Origin of the sequence: Bordetella genomosp. 13 (assembly GCF_007679965.1) — a bacterium.
Taxonomy (GTDB): Bacteria; Pseudomonadota; Gammaproteobacteria; order Burkholderiales; family Burkholderiaceae_B; genus Bordetella.
In genome coordinates, this window is the sequence record NZ_VEHL01000001.1 from 807,540 (window position 1) to 829,490 (window position 21,951).

A 21,951-nucleotide genomic window follows, 5' to 3' on the forward strand; every position below is an offset into this window, starting at 1 on the left:
CGCTGGCCTTCATGCGCCCGTGCGATGGCTGTCGCGAAACGCTTCCATGACGGCGGCGATCTTGCGGTTGCCGTCGTCGGCGCGGCGCCATGCCAACGCGATCTGCCGATGCGGCGCATGCCGGCCCAGGTCGATCTCCTTTACGCCGTAGGCGGTGGCCAGCGGCTGGCGGGGCCGCGGAATGACGGTGACGCCCATGCCCAGGGACACCAGGGACACCAGGGCGTCGGTGGAGCGCAGCTCCATGCGGATCGACGCGCCGGGCACGATGGCGCGCACGTGGCGCGCCGCCACCTGGCCGCCCGGGAGCGCCGTGTCGTACGCCACCCAGCCATAGGCCTTGATCAGGGCCTGCGGGCTGCGCTCGGTCGCGCCGGGCGGGGCCAGCATCACGTACGGCTGCCGCAGCAGGTCGCCCCACACGAGCCGGCTGGAGCCGCCGTTGCCGGGGCGCACCACCAGCGCGGCATCGATCCTTCCGGCCTGCAGTTCCTTCAGCACTTCGTTGCTGTCGTTCAGCGGCGGAATCCTGACGTCCAGTTGCGGATGCCGCTGCTGCAGCGTCAGCAGGGCCTGGGGCAGCAGGTCGCTCTGCATGCTGGTGATGGCCCCCAGGCGCAGCTTGCCCTCGACGGCCAGCGACTGGCGGGTGCGCAGCGCGCGGACCTTGTCCGTGAACTCGTCGGCCGCGGCCGCGATCTGCAGCGCGAAGGGCGTGGGCTGGATGACCCGCGTGCTGCGGTCGAACAGGGGCTGCCCGAAATATTGTTCGAGCTGCTTGATCTGCAGGCTGACCGCGCTGGGGCTGCATCCCACCGCCTCGCCGGCGGCGGTGAAACTGCCGTGGACGAGGATGGCGCGCAGCGTCTCTAGCGATCGCAGATTCATGGAATACACCGGAACGAGGATTGGCCGATAAGGTACCTCACCACCTTGCATAGGGGAAGGAAACGAATGGACCACGACACGAAAGCATCCAACCCGCGCACGGAGACCATCGACCTGCGCAGCGACACCGTCACGCTGCCCACGGCGCAGATGTACGAGGCCATCGCGGTGGCCCGGCTGGGCGACGACGGCCTGGACGGGGATCCGACCGCGCAGGAACTCGAGGCCGGGATGGCCGGGATGCTGGGCAAGGAGGCGGGCGTCTACTTTCCCAGCTGCACCATGGCCAACCTGGCGACGATCCTGGTGCAGGCGGGCCGCCAGGACATCGTGCTGGCGCAGGAAGACTCCCACATCTACGGCGCGGAGCGCGGCGGCGCCGCGTTGACGGGCGCCTTCTATCATCCGATCCGCGGCGAGAACGGCGCGATGGATCTCGGCCTGCTCTCGGACGCCCTGGCGTCGAAACGCAGCAAGCTACGCACCGCGCTGGTGTGCCTGGAGAACTCGCACAACAGCGCCGGCGGCACGGTGCTGCCGGTCCAGTACATGAAGGACGTCGCGGCCCTGGCGCGCGAGGCCGGCGCGGCCGTGCACCTGGACGGCGCGCGCGTGTTCAACGCGGCGGTGCATCTAGGCGTTCCCGTGTCCGCCCTGGCCGCGCATACCGACACGGTGGCCGTATGCCTGTCCAAAGGACTGGGCGCGCCGATGGGGGCGGTGCTGGTCTGCCCGCAGGCCCTGGCTGGCAGCATCCGGAACATGCGGCGGGCGCTGGGCGGCGGGCAGCGGCAGGTGGGCATCGCGGCCGCCGCGGGCCTGGTCGCGATCCGCACCATGGTGGCGCGCCTGGCCGACGACCACGCGACGGCCGCGCGCCTGAGCACGCAATTGCGGGAGCTGGCCCCGGCGCTGCGCGTCAGCGTGCCGCAGACCAACATCGTCATGGTCGATACGTCGGCCACGGGGCGGTCGGCCCAGCAGTGGGTGTCCCAGCTGGGGCAGGGCGGTGTGCTGGTGCGGCCCTGGAGCGAGCACGTGCTGCGTTGCGTGACCCACCGGCATATCGGGCAGGCCGACGTCGACCGGGCTGCCCAGGTGTTTGCCGCGCAGGCCGGCCAGGGGCGCTGATCCCGCGTCCGAACGGCGCTACGGAAGCCGGGGCAGCACGCCCTCGGCCTGCCCGGCTTCGCGGCGGATCTGCGCCAGCGCCACGCGCTCGGCCTCCAGCACCGGCCGGGCGGCCTGGCGCAGGATGCCGATCTGCCGATAGGGCTTGGGCTCGCCGATCGGGCGCGCGATCAGGTTGCGCAGGTTCAGCGAGCCCAGCGACAGCTGCGGAAGAATGGTGATGCCCAGGCCGGCCGACGCCATGTTGATGGCCGTCACCATGCTGACCACCTCGTGCACCGGCTGGCGAGGCATGCCGGTGACCAGGATCGAGGCCTCGACCAGCCGGCGCACGCTGGATTTCTGCGGCAACAGGATCAGCGGCGACGCGGCCAGCTCGGCCCATTCCACCTGCCCGGCCTTGCGCAGCGGGTGATTCTTCGGAAAGACGGCCACCAGTTCGTCGACGAACAGCGGCTCGAACGAGAGTTCGTCGCTGGCGTGCGTGAACATGCCCAGGCCGAAGTCGACCTCGCGGTTCATCACGCGTTCGACCAGCACGTCGTTCTGGTCCTCGATCATCTGCACCGAGATGCTCGGATGCTGCGCGCGCAGGGCGGCCAGCGCGCGCGTGCCGATGCCGAAGGCCAGGGAGTGCAGGATCGAGAAGGCGACCCGTCCGCGGTTGCCCACGGCCAGCGCGCGCATCTCGGCGTACGCATGGTCCAGATCCTGCAGGGGCCGGCGCACGCTGTGCAGCAGTTGCTGGCCGGCCGCCGTCAGGTCGACCCGGCGCGTGGTGCGGTCGAACAGCGCCACGCCCAGGCTGGCTTCCAGTTCGCGGATCGATTGCGAGAACGCCGGCGGGCTCATCGCCATGTGCGAGGCCGCCAGGACGAACGAGCCCGTGTCGGCGGCGGCGACGAAACCCTCGAGCTGGCGCAGCTTCAGTTTATTAGGCATTACTTAATAATAACGATGAAAGTTCCAATAGTCATGACCCCGCTTTCGCCGCAAGATGAGCGCTCATTCGCAGGGCGGGGTTCGGCCTGCCGCGCCACACCAGGAACAGACAGGGATCATGGACAAGTATTGGATAGGCATCGACACGGGGGGCACGTTCACCGACCTGGTGCTGCGCGACACCGACAGCAGCACGTGCGTGTATCACAAGGTGCCCACGCGCACCCAGGATCCGGCGCAGGGCATCCTGGACGGTATCCGCGAACTGCTCGAGATCAGCCGTGTGGCGCCTGCCCACGTCGACTTCGTCGTGCTGGGCACCACGCTGGCGACCAATGCCGTACTGGAGGGCACGTGGGCGCGCACCGGCATGCTGACGACCCAGGGCTTCGGCGACGTGCTGGACATCGCGCGCCAGCGCCGGCCGCACTATTTCAATCTGGACATCCCGAAGCCGGTGCCGCCGTCGGCGCGGGCCGACCGCTTCGAGGTCGCCGAGCGCCTGCAGTTCGATGGCAGCGTCGTCACCGGGCTCGATGAAGACGCCGTACGGCGGGCCGTGTCGTCGCTGCGCGAGAGCGGCGTGGGCGCCGTCGCCGTGTGCTTCATGCACGCCTATGCCAACCCCGAGCACGAGCAGCGCGCGCTGGCCATCGTGCGGGAGCACTGGCCCGATGCCTATGTGTGCGCATCGGCCGACGTGCTGCCCGAACTGCGCGAGTATGAACGCTTCATCACCACCGCGGTGAACGCCAGCCTGATGCCGGTGATGGACCGCTACCTGGAGCGCTTCGAACAGGGCGTGAAGGACATCGGGGTGCAGCGTCCCGCGCGCGTCATGCAGTCCAACGGCGGGGCGGTCACCACGAAGACCGTGCGCAAGCTGCCGATCAACACGTTCTTCTCGGGCCCCGCCGGCGGCGTGATGGCCACGGTGACCACCGGGATGGACGTCGGCCAGCGGGGCCTCATTGCGTTCGACATGGGCGGTACCAGCACCGACGTCTGCCTGGTGAAGGACCTGTCGCCCGCGATGAAGAGCGAGCGGCCGATGCGCGGGCTGCCGGTGCGGGCGCCGACCTTCGACATCCATACCATCGGCGCGGGAGGCGGCAGCCTGGCGTGGCTGGACGCCGGCGGCATGCTGAAGGTCGGCCCCCGAAGCGCGGGCGCCTATCCCGGCCCGGCCGCCTACGGCCGCGGCGGTACGCTGCCCACGGTCACCGATGCCAACGTGGTGCTGGGCCGTCTCAGCCCGGTGTCCCTGCTGGACGGCCGCATGGACGTGTTCCCGCAGAACGCGGAGAAAGCCATCCGCGAGACGGTTGCCGAGCCGCTGGGCATGAGCGTCGCGGATGCCGCGGTCGGCATCCTGAAGATTGCCACGGTGCACATGACCGGCGCCGTGCGTGTGATATCGGTGGAGCAGGGCGAAGACCCGCGCGAGTATGCGCTGGTGGCGTTCGGCGGCGCGGGGCCGCTGCATGCGGCCGAGGTCGCGCTGTCGGCGGGCATGCATCGGGTGGTCGTGCCGCCCCGTCCCGGGCTGCTGTCGGCCCAGGGCCTGTTGCAGTCCGACCAGCGCGGCGACTTCGCCATGACGTGCCTGGTGGCGGCGGAGCCCGCGCAGATCGGCCGCGTGAACGCCGGTTTCGAGGCGCTGGAGTCGCGCATGCAGGCATGGTTGCAGGACGAGTCCGCCGACGCCGCGGCCGACGTGCAACGTACCTGGCAGATCGACATGCGCTATGCGGGCCAGAGTTCGGAGCTGACGCTGCCCATCGAGGGCCCGGTGCTCGATGCCGCGCTGCTGGACGCGCTGCGAGCGCGGTTCCACCAGCGGCACGAGGCCACGCTGGGCTACAAGCTGCCGGCGCACGACGTGCAGATCGTCAACGTGCGCGGCGCGGTGGTCATCCGCTCCGACAAGCCCGCCACCGCGGCGATCGGCAACGAAGGCAGCATCGAGGCCGCCGTGTCGGGCCACCGGTCCGTGTGGTTCGCGCAGACCGGTTTCGTGGACACGCCCATCATCAAGCGGGACCGGCTATACGCCGGCGCGCAATTCACGGGGCCGGCCGTCGTCGAGCAGATGGACACCACCACGGTGGTGCCGCCGGGCGCGCGTGCCAGCGTCGATCGATACGGCTATCTGCATCTCGATCTCTCCGACATCCTCAATACCCAAGGATTCCAGGCATGAACAAGCCTATCGACCCGATCCGCGCCGAAGTCGTCGCGCGCTACCTGCTGGGCGTGACCGAAGAAATGGGCGCCGCGCTCACGCGCGCCGCGTTCTCGCCGAACATCAAGGAGCGGCACGACTGCTCCACCGCCGTGTTCGACCAGGACGGCAACATCATCGCGCTGCCGCAGCGCGTGCCGATCCACCTGGGCTCGATGGTCGGCGTGGTCGACGCGATCCTGCGCAAGTTCCCGCGCCAGGACATGCGGCCCGGCGACATGTTCATTGCGAACGACCCGTACCACGGCGGCGGCTCGCACCTGCCCGACATCAACATGATCGCGCCGGTCTTCCACCAGGGAAGCATCGTGGCCTTCGTGGCCAACATCGCGCACCATGCCGACGTGGGCGGCATGGTGCCGGGCTCCGAGGCGGCCGTCTGCACGTCGATCTTCCAGGAAGGCATCCGCATCCCGCCCGTGCGCCTGCTGTCGGCGGGCGAGCTCGCCAGCGATATCCTCGACATCCTGCTGCTGAACACGCGCACGCCCGAAGAGCGCTCCGGCGACGTGCGCGCGCAGATCGCGGCCAATACCGTGGGCATCCGCTCGGTGCAGGCGCTGTTCGAGCGCTACGGCACGCAGGACCTGCAGGACACCATCCGCGGTTATCTCGATTTCACCGAGCGCCGCTTCCGCAAGGCCATCGAGGGCCTGCCGCAGGGCAGGTACGTGTCCTGCGATTACCTGGATGGCAACGAGGAAGGCGAGAAGGCCGAGATCAGGCTGGCGCTGGCCGTCGAGCGCGACCGGCTGGTGCTGGACTTCGCGGGCTCGGCCCCGCAGCTGCAGTCCGCGCGGAACATTCCATACCGGGCGCTGATCGCCACGGTGTACACCGTGGTCAAGAGCATGCTGGATCCCGAGATCGCGGCCAACGCCGGCTATTTCCGCACCATCGAGGTCCGCATACCCGAAGGCACGGTGGTGGGCCCCGTGTCGCCGGCCGCCATCGGCGCGCGCGCGATCTCGTGCGCGGTGCTGGGCGACGTCATCGCCACGGCGCTGTCGCAGGCCATGCCCGGCAAGGGGCTGGCGCGCAGCGGCCCGCACCAGCTCATCGTGCTGGCCGGCGACGATCCGCGCAGCGGCAAGTACTTCGTCAACTACGAGACCCTGGCCGGCGGCATGGGCGCGCGCTCGTACCGCGACGGCATGGACGCGGTGCGGGTGCACGCCTCGGGCTCGTCCAACCTGCCGGTGGAGGCGCTGGAGCAGGCGTATCCGTTCCGCATCGAGCGCTACGAGATCAATACGCCCAGCGGCGGCACCGGACAGTACCGGGGCGGCGCGGGCATCCTGCGCGACTATCGCATCCTGGGCGAGAACGTAGTGCTGAGCCTGTCGTCGGAACGCCAGCACGTCGCGGCCGCCGGCAGCGACCAGGGCGGCGACGGCGGCCTCGGACGCTTCATCCTCGACCCGGACACGCCCGACGAACGGCGCCTGCCTGCCGCGGCCGCGGAAATCCGCCTGAAGCCCGGCCAGGTGCTGCGCGTATGTACACCGGGCGGAGGCGGGTACGGCGCCGAGCAATGATCCTCCATAGAAGGAGGGCTGGAGTGGACGACAACCTAACAAGGGGAAAACAATGAAGTCTGTTCTTTCTGGAATGCGGGTCTGGGGGCGTTGGCTGCCGCTGGCCTTTGCCATGGCGTGTGCGCCGGCGCACGCGCAATCGGATTACCCGTCGCGGCCGATCCGGCTGATCGTGCCGTTCTCGGCCGGCGGCGGCGTGGACCTGACGGCGCGCGAGCTGGCGCACCGGCTGTCGGGGCCGCTGGGGCAGTCGATCGTGGTCGAGAACCGCCCGGGCGCGGGCGGCGCGCTGGGCGTGCGCGGCCTGATCGGCGCGGACGCCGACGGCTACACGCTGCTGCTGGGCACGGCGGGCGAGGTGGCGATCACGCCGCTGGTGAATCCCGCCATCAGCTATGACGCGCGCAAGGACCTCACGCCGGTGGCGCTGGTGGTCAAGGCGCCCAACGTGCTGGTGGTGAATCCGGACGTGCCCGTGAAGGACCTGGCCGGCCTGGTCGGCTACGCGCGCGCGAACCCGAAGGCGCTGACCTACGGCACCAGCGGCATCGGCACGGCGCAGCATCTGGCGGGGGAGCTGTTCAACAAGCTGGTGGGCGTGCAGGCGCAGCACGTGCCCTACAAGGGCTCGTCGCAGCAGGTGCTGGACGTGGTGGCCCGGCGCATATCGATGACGTATGCCAGCCCGGCCGCGGTCAAGCCCTTCGTCGAGAAGGGCCAGTTGCGCGCGCTGGGCGTGACGACGGCCGAACGCATCGCGACGCTGCCCGACGTGCCGGCCATCGGCGAGGTGGTGCCGGGCTATGCGCTGCAAAGCTGGTTCGCGCTGTTCGCGCCGGCGAAGACGGACGCGAGGATCGTGCAGCGGCTGAACGAAGAGGTCTCCAAGGCCATGCGCGATCCGGCCTTCATCGCGACGCTGCGGGCCACCGTCGGCGAGCCGGCCTACGACACGCCGGCCGAGGTCGCGGCCTTCATCGCGCAGGACATCGGCAAGTTCGAGAAGATCGTGCGCGACGCGGGGATCACCATGCAGGAGTGATCGCGTCTTTCGGACGGGGCCGGCACGGGCGCGCTGTTGCACCATGGGCCGGCCTTCCTCCGCCGTCGCGGCGCACAGGCACTCGATGAAGCGATGCGCGAAGCTGTCGGAGGGTTCGAAGCGGACGTTCGGGTACCACGCGCGCAAGGCGCTGGCGGTGGATCCGCCTTGCATCGATCGAGCCGCCGTGCGAAACCTGTGCGCGGCGCGACTCCGACGAGGCGACGCACATGTATCGGCGCGCGGTGGCCAGGCTGGCGGATTGTCACGCCGTGGCGTGCTAAGTTAGTTCTCCATTGGCGCCTGGCAACCAGCGCGCCAGCGACGGCCGGCATCCCCTCTTTCGTCACTCACTATGCAAAAGAATCGTTTTCTGAAATGCGCTGGAAAGGCATGGATAGCGGGGCTGCGCGCGCTTGCGCTGGGCGCCGTCCTCGCGGGTGCAGCGCCGTTGGCCATTGCGGCCAACAACCCCTATGCGCAAGGGGCGGCGCAGCGTGAAGCGCCCGCGTTGCAGCCGGTGCAGCAGACCGACGTCAAGGACCAGACCGCCTACGAGCGCCTGCTGCACAACAGCGGCATCAGCGTCCAATGGCTCTGGACCGACGAGCGCGGCAAGCTGGACGCGGTGGACGACAACGGCGTGATACGCCTGCAGGGCGGACATGCCAATGCGTCCGGCTCGGTGGAGATCAAGGGCGATGTGGTGGCCATCTCGGCTGACCGCTTCACCTTCCGCGGCACTATCCTGATCGTCGATGCGCCGGACAAGGGGCGCCGTTGCGAACGTACCGGCGACTACGAGTTCCGCGCCACCGGCAAGCGCAAGTATTGGCGCCTGCAGCAGATGCAAGTGTGCGACGGGCTGACCGACTACGTCGACATCTACTACTGATCGCGCCGCACCGCCACGCACTTGATCTCGGCCAGCAGGCCCGGGCGCGCCAGCTCGGACACCCCGATGCACGTCCACGCGCACGTGCCGCGCGGAAACATGCGGTCCTTCACGTCGCGAAACACCGGCATGTGCCGGCTCATCTCCACGTGGTACGTCGTCATGTCGACGACGTCCTCGTAGGTGCAGCCCGCTTCTTCCAGCACCAGCCGCAGGTTCTCCCAGCACGCCACGAACTGCGCCTCGGGGTCTGCGATCACTTCCAGGTCGGCGGTGCGTCCCACCTGGCCCGCGCAGAACACGGTGGCGCCGACCCGGACCGCCGGCACGTAGCCGGCGCGGTCGACGATGCGCCGCATCGTCGGGGGAATGATCAATTGTCGGTCTGTCATCTGCCTGTCCGTTGGCGTTTGTTGTTCGAGCTTGGATTATGGCTGCGTTCGACGGGCGTGAGGCCGGCGACAAGTCTTGGTCGAGATTGGGTCACGCAATTTGTTATAGAATTTATAACAATTAATCACTGCTGACTGCGATCTTCCGTGCCTAGAAGCCTCGTCATCCTGCTTGCGCGCAACGTGGCATCTCGCCACGTCTGCTTCCTGAAACCGAGGCTGGCCGCGGGCCTGATCGGGCTTGCCTGCGCCAGCCATGGCGCGCTTGCGGCGACCGCCAACGACCCGCTGCTCCAGACGTTCCAGGATCGCCTGACCAATATCAAGGCCTGGGCAGGCAAGGACGACCGATCGCCCCTGGACCTGCGTGTGGCCGCGGCGCCCGGGAATGCAGGTACATCCGCCGCGCGTACGCTAGACGGCAAGCTTCAACTGGCCGTGAGCGATGCGACCGTGCGCGTGGCCGTGCCGGTTCTGCATGTCTCGTTGCCGCTGGTGGTATATCGCGGCGACGTCTCCAGCATGCGGGCGTGGCGTGCCCAGAACCCGGGGGTGGACATCAATGAGCGGGCCATCAAGATCGCCAAGGATGCAGGGGTGGCATGCAGTTGGGATTATCAGTCCGCCGGGACCGTGCAGCGCACCTGCAATTTGCAGATGGCCGATTTGCTGGGCTCGCTGGTCACCGCCTTGCGCCTGCGCCCGTGCGCGAAGGGCGAGGAGGCGGCCTGCATAGACATCATGGAGCAGAAGTGGGCGGTCGAACCGGCCATCGGGCAGATGGATGCACAGCAGCGGCGTACCCGGCTGAACCTGAGCCTGGAAACCCTGCTGGAACAGGTGCTGCACGACAAGATCGAGGTGGTGGATCGCAACGGCAAACCGCTGGCCGACTACAAGATCGCATTGGCTCCGTCTGGCGGCATCGACCGTGAGCCTCTGGTCCTCGAGGCTGTGCAAAGGGGCACCGCCGACGCGAAGCGTGTCCTGGGCCAGGTGCCTCTTTCACAGATCTTCGGCGCTGCCCTGTACGTCGATGCCCGCACACAGATCGACGCGCGGAGCCGCGTCCGCGAGGCCGAGGTGGCGCGCCAGTCCAGGGACAAGGCCGTCGAGTCGTTGCGCAAGCGTCCGCAGGATCTGGGCGCCATTGCGTTGGCATCCAGCAAGTCCGGCAAGGCGTGCACCATCGGCGCCGCGCAACAGGCAGGATCGCGCGCCGAAGCCGACCCGGGTCGCCTGGGCGTGCCGATGTCGCAGGCCTATCGGACGTGGCGTCCGACCGGAAGTGAGGGTTACGCCGAGGTGCTCGACAGCGCTGCAACGCTGTACACCGCATTGCAGCGGCAGCAGTGTGCCGTGGCAATCGGATCGGGCGCGGAGCTGGCGGTCCTTGTCATGGCGTTGCAGCGGGACGGCCTGGCCTTCTCCGTCATGCCGGGGATGCTCACGCTTCAAGAGGGCACGGACCTGTATGCACGCGAGCAGGGCTATGCCAACGCCGCGGACTTGCAACTGGCCAAGGACATGGGCAACCTGACCCCAGCCGATCTCAATCGTTATCGCTCGGCCGGCATAGCAAGTAAGGAGGTCTACGAGGACATCGCCCAACGCAAGCGAGCCAGCGGGCATCTTCGGTCGCACGGCGACCTCATCGACTTCCTGAACGACGAGAAGGCTGCAAAGAGCGCCAATATCACCGTGCTCGAGGCCTACAGCCGCCGGGTCACGGTGGAGCGTGCGCAGGAACAGGCCGAGCAAAGGGCGCGGTACGCCGCGCGGCCCTACCGGATCACGCTGACCTGCCGGGTCGGCAATCTGGTCACCATCCTGCCGGTCTGCCTTTCCTTGCGAGGCGTGAATGCGCCGCTCGCCTTGCGCGACGGCTCGGAGTCCAGGCTGTACGAAAGCGGGGACATCTACCGTGTAGGCAGGGACACGCCGGAGGGCTTCGTGTTCGATACGTCTCCCAGTGTTGCCCTGCAGGTCCGCAATGTGTCGGATGAAGCAACGCTGCGCCTGAAAGTGATCGACCTGCGTACCGGACAAACCATCCACGACGAGACCGCCATACCCTTCCGGTCGGTGACGTTCTCGCGTTGATCCGCCGCGGTGGCGGTCGAGGGCAAGCTTCGCAGGCGCGAAGCGTGTTCTTCATTGCGGCTTTTGCGCCGCCTCGACCATGCATTGCGACAGGCGGTCGAAATGGGCCAGGGCTTCGGGGCTCAACTCGACCTGTTTACGCCGTGCATCCTCGGTATCCGACAACAGGATCCAGCCCTTCTCGCGCATCGATTTCAGCCTGGCATGCAGCGTTGCCGGCGAGCCCAGCTGATCCTCTGCCATGACGTCGCGCACGGACATCCGCTGCCGCTCTTGCGAGGCGCGCGCCACGAGCTGAAGAATCCGCTCTTCCAATGGGTCCAGGGCAGGGAGGGACGGCAAGCCACGCAACGCTTCTGCGAGCCGCAGAAAGCGCAGGTATATTTCGGCGGGCCGCTTCTTTTCTTTCATCGATGGTGCGGTGGCGCGCCCGTGCGGGGCGAATAGTCGAACGCTGGATACGTGGCATGATAAATCAAGGGAAATGGGCGTTCCTTACCGCGACACTGTTTCTTACCAGTCTGGCGATCAACGAATGGGTCTTCACCAACCTGGAGTTCGTGCGCGGCATCAACTGGATTTATCTGCCGGCGGGCGTCCGGCTCGTGTGCACGCTTCTGTTCGGCGCGGCCGGCGCCGTGGGGCTGCTGGCGGCATCCTGGGCGGCATGTTTCTTCTACTTTTTTCCGGACGATTTCGTGCGGGCGCTGATGGGGGGCATCATCGCCGCCGTGGCGCCGTACCTGGCCTATCGGTGGGCGCGCGCGGCGCTGGGGCTGCGCCGGGATCTCGGCAATCTTACGGCCGGGCGCCTGGTGATCTGCGCGGTGGCCTACGCGTTGGTGAACGCAGTAGCCCATCACCTGTGGTTCTACTTTCACGGTGCTCGCGCGGGTTTGCTGGATAGCCTGGCCGTCATGTTCATCGGCGACCTGACGGGCTCGCTGATCATGCTCTATGCGCTGAAGGCACTGCTGGCCGTGCTGCGCAGGAGCCGCCATCATGCATGGGCCTGAAGCATCACGCGCTCAATTCCAGCCCATGCCGCGTCATCACGGCCTTCAGCGCCTCCACGTTCGGCGGGCCGCCGGCCCCGAGAACGCCCGCCACTTCGCGGAAGTACTCCGGCCCGATGTTGGCGGGCGAGAAGACCACCAGCGCGCGCGCAGGCACGTCGCCGGGATTGGAGAAATGATGGACGCTGCCGCGCGGCGAGAAACAGTGGTCGCCGCGGCTCAGCACGCGCACCTGGCCGTCGACGCGGTAGGTCAGGGATCCTTCGATGATGTGGATGGTCTCGTCGACGTCGACGTGGCGGTGGGGAGGCGGCACTTTGGCCTGCGGCTGCACGATCATTTCCGCCATGGCCATGTGGCCCGTGGTGTCCGTGCCGTCGACCAGGAACCGCATCGACAGGGAGCCTATGGTGATGAGTTCGTCGTGTGTCGAAGGCATGCCGGCGCTCGGTGAGTTGTGGTAAAGTCACTTTACTGATATGGACTCCAGCCGTCAATCCCCTCCTGTCCGAAGATTCCCCGGCGACCCTGACCCCGACGATCCGCTGGTGGGCGCCCGCCTGCGCTATTGCCTGGGATACGTGGAGCAGCGGCTGTGCGAGGCCCTGGCCGATGCCGGCTTCGCCGATATCCAGGTGGCCCATTTCAAGGTGTTCCGCTTTCCGCCACCGCAAGACGAGCGTCCCATCGACCTCGCGCAGCGCGCGGGCATGTCCAAGCAGGCGATGAACTACCTGTTGCAGCAGCTGGAGGCATCGGGCTACGTGCAGCGCAATGGCGTGGAGGGCTCGGCCGCGCGGCTGGTGTCGCTGACCGAGAAGGGCTGGAAGGTCGCCGAGATCCAGCGCGCCACCGTGCACCGCATCGAACGCGAATGGGAAGCGCGCATCGGCAAGCAGCGCTTCCAGGCGTTCTACGAGGTGCTGAAGGAATTGAGCGACCCCAGTCAGGGGCCGCTCGGCCGGGCTACAGGTCGCCCTCGGCCTTGAAGCGCGCGAGGTTCTCCTCGCTCAGGGGATACATGCCGGTCAGCGAGGCCCCTTGCTTGATCTGGCGCAGGATCCAGGCCTCGGTTCGTTCCTGTTCCTCGGCCACGGCCGCGACCTCTTCGACCAGGGCAGCGGGGATGACGATCGCTCCATCCTCGTCCGCGACGATGGTGTCGCCCGGGTAGACCGCCACGCCGCCGCAGGCGATGGGATCCTGCCAACCCACGAAGCCCAGTTGCGCGACGGCGGGAGGCGCCGCCGCGCCGCTGCACCAGACGGGCAGGTCCGTCGTCAGGATGCCCGCCCGGTCGCGGATCGAACCGTCCGTGACCAGGCCGCTCACCTGGCGTTGCTGCATGCGGGCGCACAGGATGTCGCCGAAGATGCCGGCATCGGAGATGCCGGCCGTATCGGCAACGACCACGCATCCCGCCGGCATGGCCTCGACGGCGGCGCGCGTGGACGTCGGCGAGGACCACGCGGCCGGCGTGGCCAGGTCTTCCCGCTGCGGCAGGAAGCGCAGCGTGAACGCCGGGCCGACGACGCGCGCCTGCCCCGGGGCCAGCGGGGCAGTGCCGCGCAGCCACACGTTGCGCAGGCCCTTCTTGAAGAGAATGGTGGTCAATGTCGCGGTGGTGACGTTCTGCAGCGCAGAGACGATACGGGCATCCGTCATGCGGGTCTCCTGGTGGATCTAGATGCTGGTGATCAGGCCGCCATCCACACGGACGACGGACCCGGTGATGTACGACGCCGCGCCGCTGGCCAGGAAGGCCACGGCGTTGGCGTATTCCTGGGGCTCGCCGTAGCGCTGCATGGGGATCGAGCCCGTGCTCTCGCGCGTGACGTCTTCCACCGCGCGCTGGTCCCGCCTGGCCTTGGCCTCGTCCAGGAACCGGATGCGGTCCGTGGCGATGCGGCCGGGCACCACGATGTTCGCGGTGATGCCGTCAGGGGCGACCTCGCGCGCCACGGTCTTGGACCAGCCCACCAGGGCCGAGCGCAAGGCGTTGGACACGCCGAGGTTCGGGATCGGAGACACCACGCCCGACGAGGCGCTGGTCACGATCCTGCCCCACTTGTGCTCGCGCATCCCGGGCAGCACGCGGTCCGTCAGCGCGATGACGGACGTGACCATGGCGCGGAAGCTGCGTTCCCACAGATCGGGGGCCTGCCCGGAGGCGGGCGTGGGCGGCGGCCCGCCGGTATTGTTGACCAGGATGCCGACGTGGCCGAAGGCGGCCTCGATCTTCTTCACCTGGATGTCGATGGCGCCGAGGTCGGCGAGGTCCCAGCTCAGCGCCAGGGTCTTCGCGCCGCTGGCACCCAGTTCGGCCGCGCGCGCCTCGACGGCCTGCGCATTGACGTCCGCCAGTACGACGTTCGCGCCTTCGGCGGCCAATGTCGCGGCGATCGCGCCGCCCAGCCCGCCCCCCGCGCCGAGCACCAGCGCGGTGCGTCCCTTCAATCCCAGATCCATACGCCATGGCTCCTATTGCTGCGTGGACAATGTAGAGGTATCGACCGCCTGATGCTTCAGGATGCGGCCCAGAAAGTCGCGGCAGCGCGGCGAGCGCGCTGCCGGATTGCCGAAGAATTCATCGCGCGAGCAGTCCTCCACGATATGGCCGCCCACGTCCATGAAGATGACCCGATGGCTGACTTCCCGGGCGAAGCCCATCTCGTGGGTGACGCACATCATCGTCATGCCGTCGCGGGCCAGCCCCACCATCACATCCAGCACCTCGCCGACCATTTCCGGATCCAGCGCGGACGTGGGCTCGTCGAACAGCATGACGGCGGGGTCCATGCACAGGGCGCGCGCGATGGCCACGCGCTGTTGCTGGCCGCCGGACAACTGGCCGGGAAACTTGTCCCGATGCGCGGCCAGGCCCACGCGGTCGAGCATGGCTTCGCCGCGGCCGCGCGCCTCGGCCGGCGTGCGTCCCAGCACCCTGCGTTGCGCAAGCGTCAGGTTCTGCAGCACCGACAGGTGCGGGAACAGTTCGAAGTGCTGGAACACCATGCCGACGCGGCTGCGCAGCCGCGGCAGGTCGGTCCGCGGGTCGTGCAGCGCGACGCCGTCGACGAGGATCTCGCCCTTCTGGAAGGGCTCCAGCGCATTGATGGTCTTGATCAGGGTGGACTTCCCCGACCCGGACGGTCCGCATACGACCACGACCTCGCCCTTGTCGATGCGTGCGCTGCAGTCGGTCAGCACCTGGGTGGTTCCATACCACTTGGATACGGCTTTGAGTTCGATCACATCTTTCCCCTGCGATGCGTGGCCTAGCGCACGATCGCGATCTTTGCGTTCAGGCGCTTCACGCATTTGGCCAGCGTGAAGCAGATGACGAAGTAGCTGACCGCCGCCAGCAGGTAGGCCTCGATGGGCCGCCCGTAGTTGCGTCCCGCCGTCTCGAAACCCTTGAGCATGTCGTAGGCGCCGATGGCGTAGACCAGCGAGGTGTCCTGGAACAGGATGATGACCTGCGTCAGCAGCACGGGCAGCATGTTCCGGAACGCCTGCGGCAGCACCACGAGCTGCATGGTCTGTGCGTGGGTCAGGCCCAGGGCGGTGCCCGCGTTGAGCTGTCCGCGCGAAACGGACTGGATGCCGGCCCGCATGATCTCGCTGAAGTACGCGGACTCGAACGCGATGAAGGTGATGAAGGCCGAGTACGCCACCCGCATGTCCACGCCCCCCGGCAGGTGGGCATAGAACGAAGGCGGCACCAGCAGGAAGAACCACAGGATCACCATCACGGCGGGTACGCTGCGCATCACGTTGACGTACAGCGTCGCGGGACCCGCCAGCCAGGAAGGGCCGGAAAGCCGGACCAGTGCCAACAGCGTGCCGATCAGGCAGCCGCCCACCGTGGCGACCAGCGTCAGCTTCAGGCTGAACCACAGGCCCGCCGCCACGAAGTCGCGCAGCAGTTCCCAGCTGTAGAAGGACCAGTCCAGTGTCATCGGGAGGCTCCTTGCGTCGCCGCGGATGGCTGGCCGCCGAGCATGCCCGGCACGCGCACGCGGCGCTCGATGGCGGTCATCAGGCGGTTGATGGACAGCGCGGACACGATGTAGAGCACGGTCACCGCCAGATAGATCTCCACGCCGCGCGAGGTCTCCTCCTGGGCCTGCATGGCGAACATCGTCAGCTCGGGGATCGACACGGCGAAGGCGACGGACGAGTTCTTGAAGATGTTCATGGTTTCGCTGGTCAGCGGCGGCAGGATCACGCGCGCGGCCATGGGCAGCAGCACGTACCGGTAGCATTGCGGCAGGCTCAGGCCCAGCGCCAGGCCCGCCTGGCGCTGGCCGGTGGGCAGCGAAAGAATGCCCGAGCGGACCTGCTCGGCAATCCGTGCGGAAGTGAACAGCCCCAGCGCCGCCACCACCAGCACGAACGACGGCAGGTCCTTCAAGGGCGGGACCAGCGCCGGCAGGACGTAGTACCAGATGAAGATCTGGACCAGCAGCGGCACGTTGCGGAACACCTCCACCCAGGCATTGCCCAGGCGGACGAGCCAGGGGTGGCCCGGCAATGTCCGCAGCGTGCCGATGGCCACGCCGAACACCAGCGCCACCAGGAGCGCCGACAGGGCGACCGCGACGGTCCATCCCCAGGCCGACATCATCCAGGCCAGGTAGCTCGTGTAGCGTCCGCCCGGGTCGATGAAAAATACGTTCCAGTCCATGGTCGCTTGCCCTGTGACGGTCCGGCCCGCTCAGGGCTGGGCGTACTGCTCGGTGGGCTTGTCGTTCGGATTGGCCCACGCGTCGCGGGTGGCTTGCGACAGCGGCAGGTTCACGGTGACCTGATTGGGCGGGATGGGCTTGAGGAACCATTTGTCCCACAGCGCCAGCAGCGTGCCGGACGCGATCTGGGCGCGGATGCTGTCATCCACGGCCTTCTTGAACGCGGGGTCGTCCTTGGGGATCATGATGGCGATGGGCTCGACGCTCAGCGGCTCTCCCACGATCCTCAGGCTGGCCGGATCGCGCGATTTCGAGATCAGCGCGGCCAGCGTGGACGCGTCGATCACGAAGGCGTCGGCGCGGCCCTGTTCCAGCAGCAGGAAGCTTTCGGCATGATCCTTGCCGAACACTTCCTTGAAGTCGGCATCGCGCGACTTGCGGCGCAGCAGTTGCACGGACGTGGTGCCGGTGGTGGTCACCACCGTCTTGCCGTTCAGGTCCTTGACCGATTCGATGCCCGACCCCGCGCGCACGGCCATGCGCACCTCCTCGACGTAGGTGGTCATGGCGAAGCCGACCTCCTTCTGGCGCGGTGCGTTGTTGGTCGTCGCGCCGCATTCCAGGTCCACGGTGCCGTTGGACACCAGCGGGATCCGGTTCTGCGAGGTCACCACCTGATAGCGCGTCTGCAGGCCGGGCACGCCCAGCGTCTTCTTCAGGTCCTCGATGATGTTGGTGCAGACGTCGTAATGGAAGCCGGTGTACTTGCCGGTGCCCAGCGCATAGGAGAAGGCCGTGGATTCGCGCACGCCCATCGTCACGGTGTTGCTGGACTTGATCTTGGCCAGGGTGTCGGCCGCCTGCGCGGAGGCCGACAGGCAGGCCATGGCGATGGCCGCGGTCAGGTATCGATGCATCATGGTGTATTCCCTTGTCTGTTCGAGTTTGAGGTCAGGCTGAAAAAGCGGCGGCTGGCGTATCCCGGTCCGGGCATTGCGCGCAAGACCGTGCCCGAGGCGCCTAGCGCAATGCCAGGCACGCCGCCTTGATGCGCTCGCACGCCCGTTCGATGATGTCCATCGACGTGGCGAACGAGATCCGGAACGCCGGCGAGATGCCATACGCGGCGCCCTGCACGGTCGCGACCTGGTGCGACTCCAGCAGGTACATCACGAAGTCGCTGTCGGTGGCGATGGTTCGTCCATCCGGCGTGGTCCTGCCGATGTGCGCCGCGCACGAGACGTAGACGTAGAACGCGCCGGCGGGCGTCGGGCAGCGCAGCCCGGCCTGGCCATCCAGCAGTTCGACGATCCGGTCGCGGCGCGCCTCGAATTCGGCGCGCCAGGCGCCGAAGAACTCCATCGGGCCATTGAGCGCGGCCACGGCGGCCGCCTGGCTGACCGCCGCCGGATTGCCGCTGGTCTGCGACTGCAGCTTCTCCATGGCCTTGATGAGCTCGCGCGGGCCGCCGGCGTAGCCGATACGCCAGCCCGTCATCGCATAGGCCTTGGACACGCCATTGACCGTGACGGTCCGGTCGAACAGCGCGGGGTTGGCCTGCGCGAACGAGGTGTAGCGCGCGCCGTCGTAGATCAGGTGTTCGTAGATGTCGTCGGTCAGGATGTACACGTGCGGATGGCGTGCGAGCACTTCCCCCAGGCTGCGCAGCTCCGCCGCGTTGTAGATGGCTCCGCTGGGGTTGTTCGGCGAGTTCAGCACGAGCCATTTGGTGCGGGGCGTGATCGCGGCCTCCAGCTGGGCCGCGCCGATCTTGAAGCCGGCCTCGGCATGGGTGGCCAGGTGCACCGGCGTGCCCCCGTTCAGGCGGACGATGTCGGGATACGACACCCAGTAGGGCGCCGGCACGATGACTTCGTCGCCGTCCTCGACCGTGGCGGTCAGCACGTTGTAGAGCACCTGTTTGGCGCCCGCGCCGACGGATATCTGGTCGGGTATGTACGCCAGCTCGTTTTCCCGCAGGAACTTGGCGCAGATCGCCTGCTTGAGCGCCGCGGTGCCGTCGACGGCGGTGTACCGGGTGTCCCCGCGCAGCAAGGCGGCATGCGCGGCCTCGATGATGTGCGGCGGCGTGGGGAAGTCCGGCTCGCCCGCCGCCATGTTGCAGACGGGGTGCCCGCTTGCGATCAGGGCCTTGGCCCTGGACATGGCCGCGATGCTGGGCGAGGGCTGGATGCGATCGAGTCGGCTGACGATGAAGGGCATGGAGAAAGGTCGTTGTTCTGGAAGTCCGGCTCATTCTGGGATGCGGCAATACATTCCACAAGCGAATCGTTTTCGTGTTTAATTGGCTGAAAATTCATCAATCGAAGTGGAGGGAGGCGCGCGCCTTGATCACGTTCAAGCAGCTGGAGGCGTTCTACTGGTCGGTCGAGCTCGAAGGGTTCGAGCCCGCGGCCATGCGCCTGAACACCACGCAATCTGCGATCTCGAAGCGGCTCCAGGAGCTCGAGGGCATCCTGGGATTTCCGCTGTTCGACCGGACCCGCCGCAAGGCGCAGGTCACGCCGCGCGGCGAGAAGCTGCGGCTGCTGGCGCGGGAGGCGTTAGAGGTCCGCACGCGCATCCTCGACATGAGCCGGGCCGATTTCGTCGAGCCGCGCACGGTGCGCATCGGCGTGACGGAATTGACCGCCATGACGTGGCTGCCGGGCCTGGTGCAGCGCGTGCACGGCAGCTATCCGACGATCTCGCTGGAGCCCTCCGTGGGTTCCAGCGTCAGCCTGGCGGCCAAGCTCATGGCGGGCGAGCTCGACCTGGTCGTCGCGCCCGACGCGTTCCGCGATGCGGGCCTGGCGGTGCTGCCCCTGGAGGCGGTCGAGTACGCCTGGATATGCAGTCCCGCCTATCTCGACGACGACGAGCAGTTGCCGTTGAAGACACTGGCCGGATACACCATCATCGAGCAGCGTCACGAGTCCGGATTGGGTGCGCTGGTCGACCAGTGGCTCGACGCGCAGCAGGTCCGGTTCACGCATACCTTGTCCAGCAGCAGCCTGACGGCGTCGGCCTCGCTGACGCTGGCCGGGCTGGGCATCTGCTACCTGCCGCGCAGGCTGTTCGAGCAGGACCTGCAGGCCGGCCATCTGCGGATCATCAGGAGCAAGCCCTCGATGCCGCACATTCCGTACGCCGTGCTGTACGCCAAGGCGCATGCCGACGACTTGCTGAGGTACGTGGCCACCATGGCCACCGAGGAGTGCGATTTCTCCCGGCCCATGCCGGCCTATTTCTCGGGCCGCTAGCGCCCGCCGCGCGCACGGCCGGTTGCGGGAAAAACATTCAACGGTCACCGGAATTTATATCGCTTGTTGCGGGAGGGTCCCCAACCTAGCCTTGATGCCTGCGCCGCTCGCCGCCAGCGAACGGCGCACGATCAGAAAAAGGAGGCAGGTATGCGGCTCATGAAATTGGCGGGAATGCTGGCGATGATGGCGGCGGCGGCCCAGGCGGGCGCGGCGGGATATCCGGAACGGCCCATCCGCCTGGTGGTTCCTTTTCCGCCGGGCGGCACGGCCGACATCGTCGCGCGCGTGGTGTCCGACAGGGTGGCCCAGGAACTGAAGACCACCGTCATCGTCGAGAACAAGCCCGGCGGCGCCGGCGGCAGCGTCGGCACGCTGGACATCGTGCGTGCCAAGCCGGATGGCTATACCTTCGGCATCGCCACCGTCGGTACGCTGGGCACGGCGCCAGCCACCGCGCCCAAGCCCCTGTACGATCCCGAGCGCGACTTTTCGTACGTCACGAACATCGCCGGCATGCCGATGCTGCTGGTGGCCGGCCCGTCGATGGGCACGCGGTCGTTCGACGACATCCTGGCCCGCGTGCGCGCCGAGCCAGACCGGATCAGCTTCGGCAGCGGCGGCACCGGCGGGGTCGCGCACCTGATGGGGGCGAAGTTCCAGGTGGCCACGAAGACCCGCCTGATCCACGTGCCGTACCGAGGCGCCAACCCGGCGTTGAACGACCTGGCCGGCGGGCAGGTCGACCTGGTCTTCGATGCCCTGGCGTCTTCCACGCCCTTTCTGCAGGGCGATCGCGTGCGCGCCATCGCCATATCGGGCGATACCCGCTTGAAGTCGCTGCCCGAGACGCCGACGTTCAAGGAACTGGGCCTGCAGCCTGTCAGCACCGATGCGTGGTACGGACTGGTGGGGCCGGCGGGCATCGACGCGGCCATCGTCGAGCGCGTTCACCTGGCCGTGAAATCGGCCCTGGCCTCGGATGCCGTGCGCGAGCGCCTCGACAAGATACAGACCCAGGCGATCGGCAGCGACCCCGCGGCGTACCGCAAGCAGGTGCTGGATGAGCTGCAGGCCTGGCGGGACCTGGCGAAGTCGCAGAACATCGTCGTCGACTAGGCTGCCGGGGCAGCCGCCGCGTTCCGGAATGCTATCTGTTCCGCGAACGGAACGCCGCGGCCTTCATCCGGTTGCCGCACGTCGCCATGCTGCACCAGCGCCGCCGGTGGGATTTGGTCTGGTCGTGGAACAGCAGGGTGCAGCCGTCGCCCTCGCATTGGCGCACCAGTTCCAAGGACACATTGGTCAGCAAGTCGGCCAACGCCTGCGCCACGGGCTCCAGCAAGCTCGCCGCGTCGGCCTTGCGACGATGCTGCGCCAGTCGATAGCCGCCCGAGGCGCCGTCCCACTGCAGCACGCGTTGCGGGCGGCCCGCTTCCAGCACGCGGTTCACCACGCCGGCGTCCGCCGCTTTTCCAAGCCTGGCGGCCTGCACGATGGCGCGCGCGTTGGCGCGCAGTTCGCGGGCAAGGGACAGCAATCCCTTCGGCGCGGGCCCGAAATCCTCCTGCAGCAGACCCGTCGACTTCAGCCAGTCCGCCACGCTGGCATCGCTGGTCAGGCAATCGCAGTGCCGTGAGGCTTCCCCATATTCCGTGTTGATGAAGTCCAGGGCGAGGTTGTCCGCGACGAACAGGGGCGTCGAGGGATCGAAGGTATCGGTAGGCATTCCTGCATCATAACCGATAAAAATCATTTGACCGGTTATGCATGGCTGACGTAACCTTGAAATTCGTTTTCAACGG

The 21,951-nt window shown here is 67.7% G+C and carries 23 protein-coding genes; 10 read left to right on the top strand and 13 right to left on the bottom strand.

The window, feature by feature from the left end:
• Nucleotides 1-9: 9 nt before the first annotated feature.
• Nucleotides 10-888 carry a LysR family transcriptional regulator gene (locus FS845_RS03725; RefSeq protein ID WP_144630765.1) on the bottom strand — a complete coding sequence of 293 codons (879 nt, stop codon included), beginning with the start codon at nucleotides 886-888 and terminating at the stop codon, nucleotides 10-12.
• Between the two features lie 66 nt (nucleotides 889-954).
• On the opposite strand from FS845_RS03725, the gene FS845_RS03730 reads away from it, so the two are divergent.
• A complete protein-coding gene (locus FS845_RS03730; protein WP_144630766.1) occupies nucleotides 955-2,019 on the top strand; it encodes a threonine aldolase family protein in 1,065 nt (354 codons plus the stop codon).
• 18 nt (nucleotides 2,020-2,037) lie between these two features.
• Here the strand turns inward: FS845_RS03730 and FS845_RS03735 are convergent, their stop codons facing one another.
• Nucleotides 2,038-2,961, bottom strand: coding sequence for a LysR family transcriptional regulator (locus FS845_RS03735; protein ID WP_144630767.1), 924 nt, complete (start codon nucleotides 2,959-2,961; stop codon nucleotides 2,038-2,040).
• A 118-nt stretch (nucleotides 2,962-3,079) separates the two neighbouring features.
• Between FS845_RS03735 and FS845_RS03740 the strand changes: the two genes are divergently transcribed.
• The 4 genes from FS845_RS03740 to FS845_RS03755 all read left to right on the top strand — a co-directional run bounded on the left by FS845_RS03740 (nucleotide 3,080) and on the right by FS845_RS03755 (nucleotide 8,681).
• A complete protein-coding gene (locus tag FS845_RS03740) occupies nucleotides 3,080-5,164 on the top strand; it encodes a hydantoinase/oxoprolinase family protein (RefSeq protein WP_186332142.1) in 2,085 nt (694 codons plus the stop codon).
• Entirely contained in the window at nucleotides 5,161-6,744 is a 1,584-nt protein-coding gene (locus tag FS845_RS03745) for a hydantoinase B/oxoprolinase family protein (protein WP_186332143.1), read from the top strand. Before FS845_RS03740 ends, FS845_RS03745 begins: the two co-directional genes overlap by 4 nt.
• Before the next feature lie 52 nt (nucleotides 6,745-6,796).
• On the top strand, nucleotides 6,797-7,786 hold the full coding sequence (locus FS845_RS03750; protein ID WP_144630770.1) for a Bug family tripartite tricarboxylate transporter substrate binding protein: 990 nt from the start codon (nucleotides 6,797-6,799) through the stop codon (nucleotides 7,784-7,786).
• Between the two features lie 451 nt (nucleotides 7,787-8,237).
• Entirely contained in the window at nucleotides 8,238-8,681 is a 444-nt protein-coding gene (locus FS845_RS03755) for a hypothetical protein (protein WP_260986130.1), read from the top strand.
• Here the strand turns inward: FS845_RS03755 and FS845_RS03760 are convergent.
• The gene (locus FS845_RS03760) at nucleotides 8,675-9,073 is read right to left on the bottom strand and encodes a RidA family protein (protein WP_144630772.1); all 399 of its coding nucleotides are present in this window, start codon (nucleotides 9,071-9,073) and stop codon (nucleotides 8,675-8,677) included. The two genes, FS845_RS03755 and FS845_RS03760, sit on opposite strands and share 7 nt — an antisense overlap.
• A gap of 147 nt (nucleotides 9,074-9,220) precedes the next feature.
• On the opposite strand from FS845_RS03760, the gene FS845_RS03765 reads away from it, so the two are divergent.
• Nucleotides 9,221-11,176 carry a hypothetical protein gene (locus tag FS845_RS03765; RefSeq protein WP_144630773.1) on the top strand — a complete coding sequence of 652 codons (1,956 nt, stop codon included), beginning with the start codon at nucleotides 9,221-9,223 and terminating at the stop codon, nucleotides 11,174-11,176.
• A 51-nt stretch (nucleotides 11,177-11,227) separates the two neighbouring features.
• On the opposite strand, the gene FS845_RS03770 is transcribed toward FS845_RS03765, so the two are convergent.
• The gene (locus FS845_RS03770; protein ID WP_144630774.1) at nucleotides 11,228-11,587 is read right to left on the bottom strand and encodes a winged helix-turn-helix domain-containing protein; all 360 of its coding nucleotides are present in this window, start codon (nucleotides 11,585-11,587) and stop codon (nucleotides 11,228-11,230) included.
• Between the two features lie 2 nt (nucleotides 11,588-11,589).
• Between FS845_RS03770 and FS845_RS03775 the strand changes: the two genes are divergently transcribed.
• Entirely contained in the window at nucleotides 11,590-12,192 is a 603-nt protein-coding gene (locus tag FS845_RS03775) for a hypothetical protein (RefSeq protein WP_409929248.1), read from the top strand.
• Between the two features lie 4 nt (nucleotides 12,193-12,196).
• Here FS845_RS03775 and FS845_RS03780 read toward each other — a convergent pair whose 3' ends face one another.
• The gene (locus FS845_RS03780) at nucleotides 12,197-12,631 is read right to left on the bottom strand and encodes a cupin domain-containing protein (protein WP_144630776.1); all 435 of its coding nucleotides are present in this window, start codon (nucleotides 12,629-12,631) and stop codon (nucleotides 12,197-12,199) included.
• Between the two features lie 109 nt (nucleotides 12,632-12,740).
• On the opposite strand from FS845_RS03780, the gene FS845_RS03785 reads away from it, so the two are divergent.
• Nucleotides 12,741-13,181 carry a MarR family winged helix-turn-helix transcriptional regulator gene (locus tag FS845_RS03785; RefSeq protein WP_186332144.1) on the top strand — a complete coding sequence of 147 codons (441 nt, stop codon included), beginning with the start codon at nucleotides 12,741-12,743 and terminating at the stop codon, nucleotides 13,179-13,181.
• Here the strand turns inward: FS845_RS03785 and FS845_RS03790 are convergent.
• The 7 genes from FS845_RS03790 to FS845_RS03820 form a co-directional block, all read right to left on the bottom strand.
• Nucleotides 13,159-13,857: a ribonuclease activity regulator RraA gene (locus FS845_RS03790; protein WP_144630778.1), complete on the bottom strand. Its 699-nt coding sequence runs from the start codon at nucleotides 13,855-13,857 to the stop codon at nucleotides 13,159-13,161. The two genes, FS845_RS03785 and FS845_RS03790, sit on opposite strands and share 23 nt — an antisense overlap.
• An 18-nt stretch (nucleotides 13,858-13,875) precedes the next feature.
• Nucleotides 13,876-14,661 carry an SDR family oxidoreductase gene (locus tag FS845_RS03795; protein ID WP_144630779.1) on the bottom strand — a complete coding sequence of 262 codons (786 nt, stop codon included), beginning with the start codon at nucleotides 14,659-14,661 and terminating at the stop codon, nucleotides 13,876-13,878.
• 12 nt (nucleotides 14,662-14,673) lie between these two features.
• Complete coding sequence (locus tag FS845_RS03800; RefSeq protein ID WP_144630780.1) at nucleotides 14,674-15,447, bottom strand: amino acid ABC transporter ATP-binding protein; 774 nt, start codon at nucleotides 15,445-15,447, stop codon at nucleotides 14,674-14,676.
• A 23-nt stretch (nucleotides 15,448-15,470) separates the two neighbouring features.
• The gene (locus FS845_RS03805; protein ID WP_144630781.1) at nucleotides 15,471-16,154 is read right to left on the bottom strand and encodes an amino acid ABC transporter permease; all 684 of its coding nucleotides are present in this window, start codon (nucleotides 16,152-16,154) and stop codon (nucleotides 15,471-15,473) included.
• Nucleotides 16,151-16,882 (bottom strand): amino acid ABC transporter permease, encoded by a 732-nt coding sequence (locus FS845_RS03810; RefSeq protein WP_144630782.1) that lies wholly within the window; start codon nucleotides 16,880-16,882, stop codon nucleotides 16,151-16,153. Before FS845_RS03810 ends, FS845_RS03805 begins: the two co-directional genes overlap by 4 nt.
• Nucleotides 16,883-16,912: 30 nt before the next feature.
• On the bottom strand, nucleotides 16,913-17,803 hold the full coding sequence (locus tag FS845_RS03815; protein WP_144630783.1) for an amino acid ABC transporter substrate-binding protein: 891 nt from the start codon (nucleotides 17,801-17,803) through the stop codon (nucleotides 16,913-16,915).
• A gap of 100 nt (nucleotides 17,804-17,903) precedes the next feature.
• Nucleotides 17,904-19,106, bottom strand: a complete 1,203-nt coding sequence (locus tag FS845_RS03820; RefSeq protein ID WP_144630784.1) for a pyridoxal phosphate-dependent aminotransferase — start codon at nucleotides 19,104-19,106, stop codon at nucleotides 17,904-17,906.
• 125 nt (nucleotides 19,107-19,231) lie between these two features.
• Between FS845_RS03820 and FS845_RS03825 the strand changes: the two genes are divergently transcribed.
• On the top strand, nucleotides 19,232-20,146 hold the full coding sequence (locus tag FS845_RS03825; protein WP_144630785.1) for a LysR family transcriptional regulator: 915 nt from the start codon (nucleotides 19,232-19,234) through the stop codon (nucleotides 20,144-20,146).
• A gap of 159 nt (nucleotides 20,147-20,305) precedes the next feature.
• Nucleotides 20,306-21,265, top strand: coding sequence for a Bug family tripartite tricarboxylate transporter substrate binding protein (locus tag FS845_RS03830; protein WP_186332145.1), 960 nt, complete (start codon nucleotides 20,306-20,308; stop codon nucleotides 21,263-21,265).
• A gap of 31 nt (nucleotides 21,266-21,296) precedes the next feature.
• On the opposite strand, the gene FS845_RS03835 is transcribed toward FS845_RS03830, so the two are convergent.
• Nucleotides 21,297-21,902, bottom strand: coding sequence for a CGNR zinc finger domain-containing protein (locus FS845_RS03835; RefSeq protein ID WP_260986131.1), 606 nt, complete (start codon nucleotides 21,900-21,902; stop codon nucleotides 21,297-21,299).
• Between the last annotated feature and the right edge of the window lie 49 nt (nucleotides 21,903-21,951).

Excerpts from the sequence above, each read along its gene's own strand:
- FS845_RS03820 (WP_144630784.1), bottom strand. The coding sequence starts at position 19,106 with ATGCCCTTCATCGTCAGCCGACTCGATCGCATCCAGCCCTCGCCCAGC.
- FS845_RS03830 (WP_186332145.1), top strand. The coding sequence starts at position 20,306 with ATGAAATTGGCGGGAATGCTGGCGATGATGGCGGCGGCGGCCCAGGCG.
- FS845_RS03770 (WP_144630774.1), bottom strand. The coding sequence starts at position 11,587 with ATGAAAGAAAAGAAGCGGCCCGCCGAAATATACCTGCGCTTTCTGCGG.
- FS845_RS03750 (WP_144630770.1), top strand. The coding sequence starts at position 6,797 with ATGAAGTCTGTTCTTTCTGGAATGCGGGTCTGGGGGCGTTGGCTGCCG.
- FS845_RS03810 (WP_144630782.1), bottom strand. The coding sequence starts at position 16,882 with ATGGACTGGAACGTATTTTTCATCGACCCGGGCGGACGCTACACGAGC.
- FS845_RS03805 (WP_144630781.1), bottom strand. The coding sequence starts at position 16,154 with ATGACACTGGACTGGTCCTTCTACAGCTGGGAACTGCTGCGCGACTTC.
- FS845_RS03780 (WP_144630776.1), bottom strand. The coding sequence starts at position 12,631 with ATGCCTTCGACACACGACGAACTCATCACCATAGGCTCCCTGTCGATG.
- FS845_RS03740 (WP_186332142.1), top strand. The coding sequence starts at position 3,080 with ATGGACAAGTATTGGATAGGCATCGACACGGGGGGCACGTTCACCGAC.
- FS845_RS03795 (WP_144630779.1), bottom strand. The coding sequence starts at position 14,661 with ATGGATCTGGGATTGAAGGGACGCACCGCGCTGGTGCTCGGCGCGGGG.
- FS845_RS03760 (WP_144630772.1), bottom strand. The coding sequence starts at position 9,073 with ATGACAGACCGACAATTGATCATTCCCCCGACGATGCGGCGCATCGTC.
- FS845_RS03835 (WP_260986131.1), bottom strand. The coding sequence starts at position 21,902 with ATGATTTTTATCGGTTATGATGCAGGAATGCCTACCGATACCTTCGAT.
- FS845_RS03725 (WP_144630765.1), bottom strand. The coding sequence starts at position 888 with ATGAATCTGCGATCGCTAGAGACGCTGCGCGCCATCCTCGTCCACGGC.
- FS845_RS03815 (WP_144630783.1), bottom strand. The coding sequence starts at position 17,803 with ATGATGCATCGATACCTGACCGCGGCCATCGCCATGGCCTGCCTGTCG.
- FS845_RS03745 (WP_186332143.1), top strand. The coding sequence starts at position 5,161 with ATGAACAAGCCTATCGACCCGATCCGCGCCGAAGTCGTCGCGCGCTAC.
- FS845_RS03790 (WP_144630778.1), bottom strand. The coding sequence starts at position 13,857 with ATGACGGATGCCCGTATCGTCTCTGCGCTGCAGAACGTCACCACCGCG.
- FS845_RS03730 (WP_144630766.1), top strand. The coding sequence starts at position 955 with ATGGACCACGACACGAAAGCATCCAACCCGCGCACGGAGACCATCGAC.
- FS845_RS03735 (WP_144630767.1), bottom strand. The coding sequence starts at position 2,961 with ATGCCTAATAAACTGAAGCTGCGCCAGCTCGAGGGTTTCGTCGCCGCC.
- FS845_RS03775 (WP_409929248.1), top strand. The coding sequence starts at position 11,590 with ATGGTGCGGTGGCGCGCCCGTGCGGGGCGAATAGTCGAACGCTGGATA.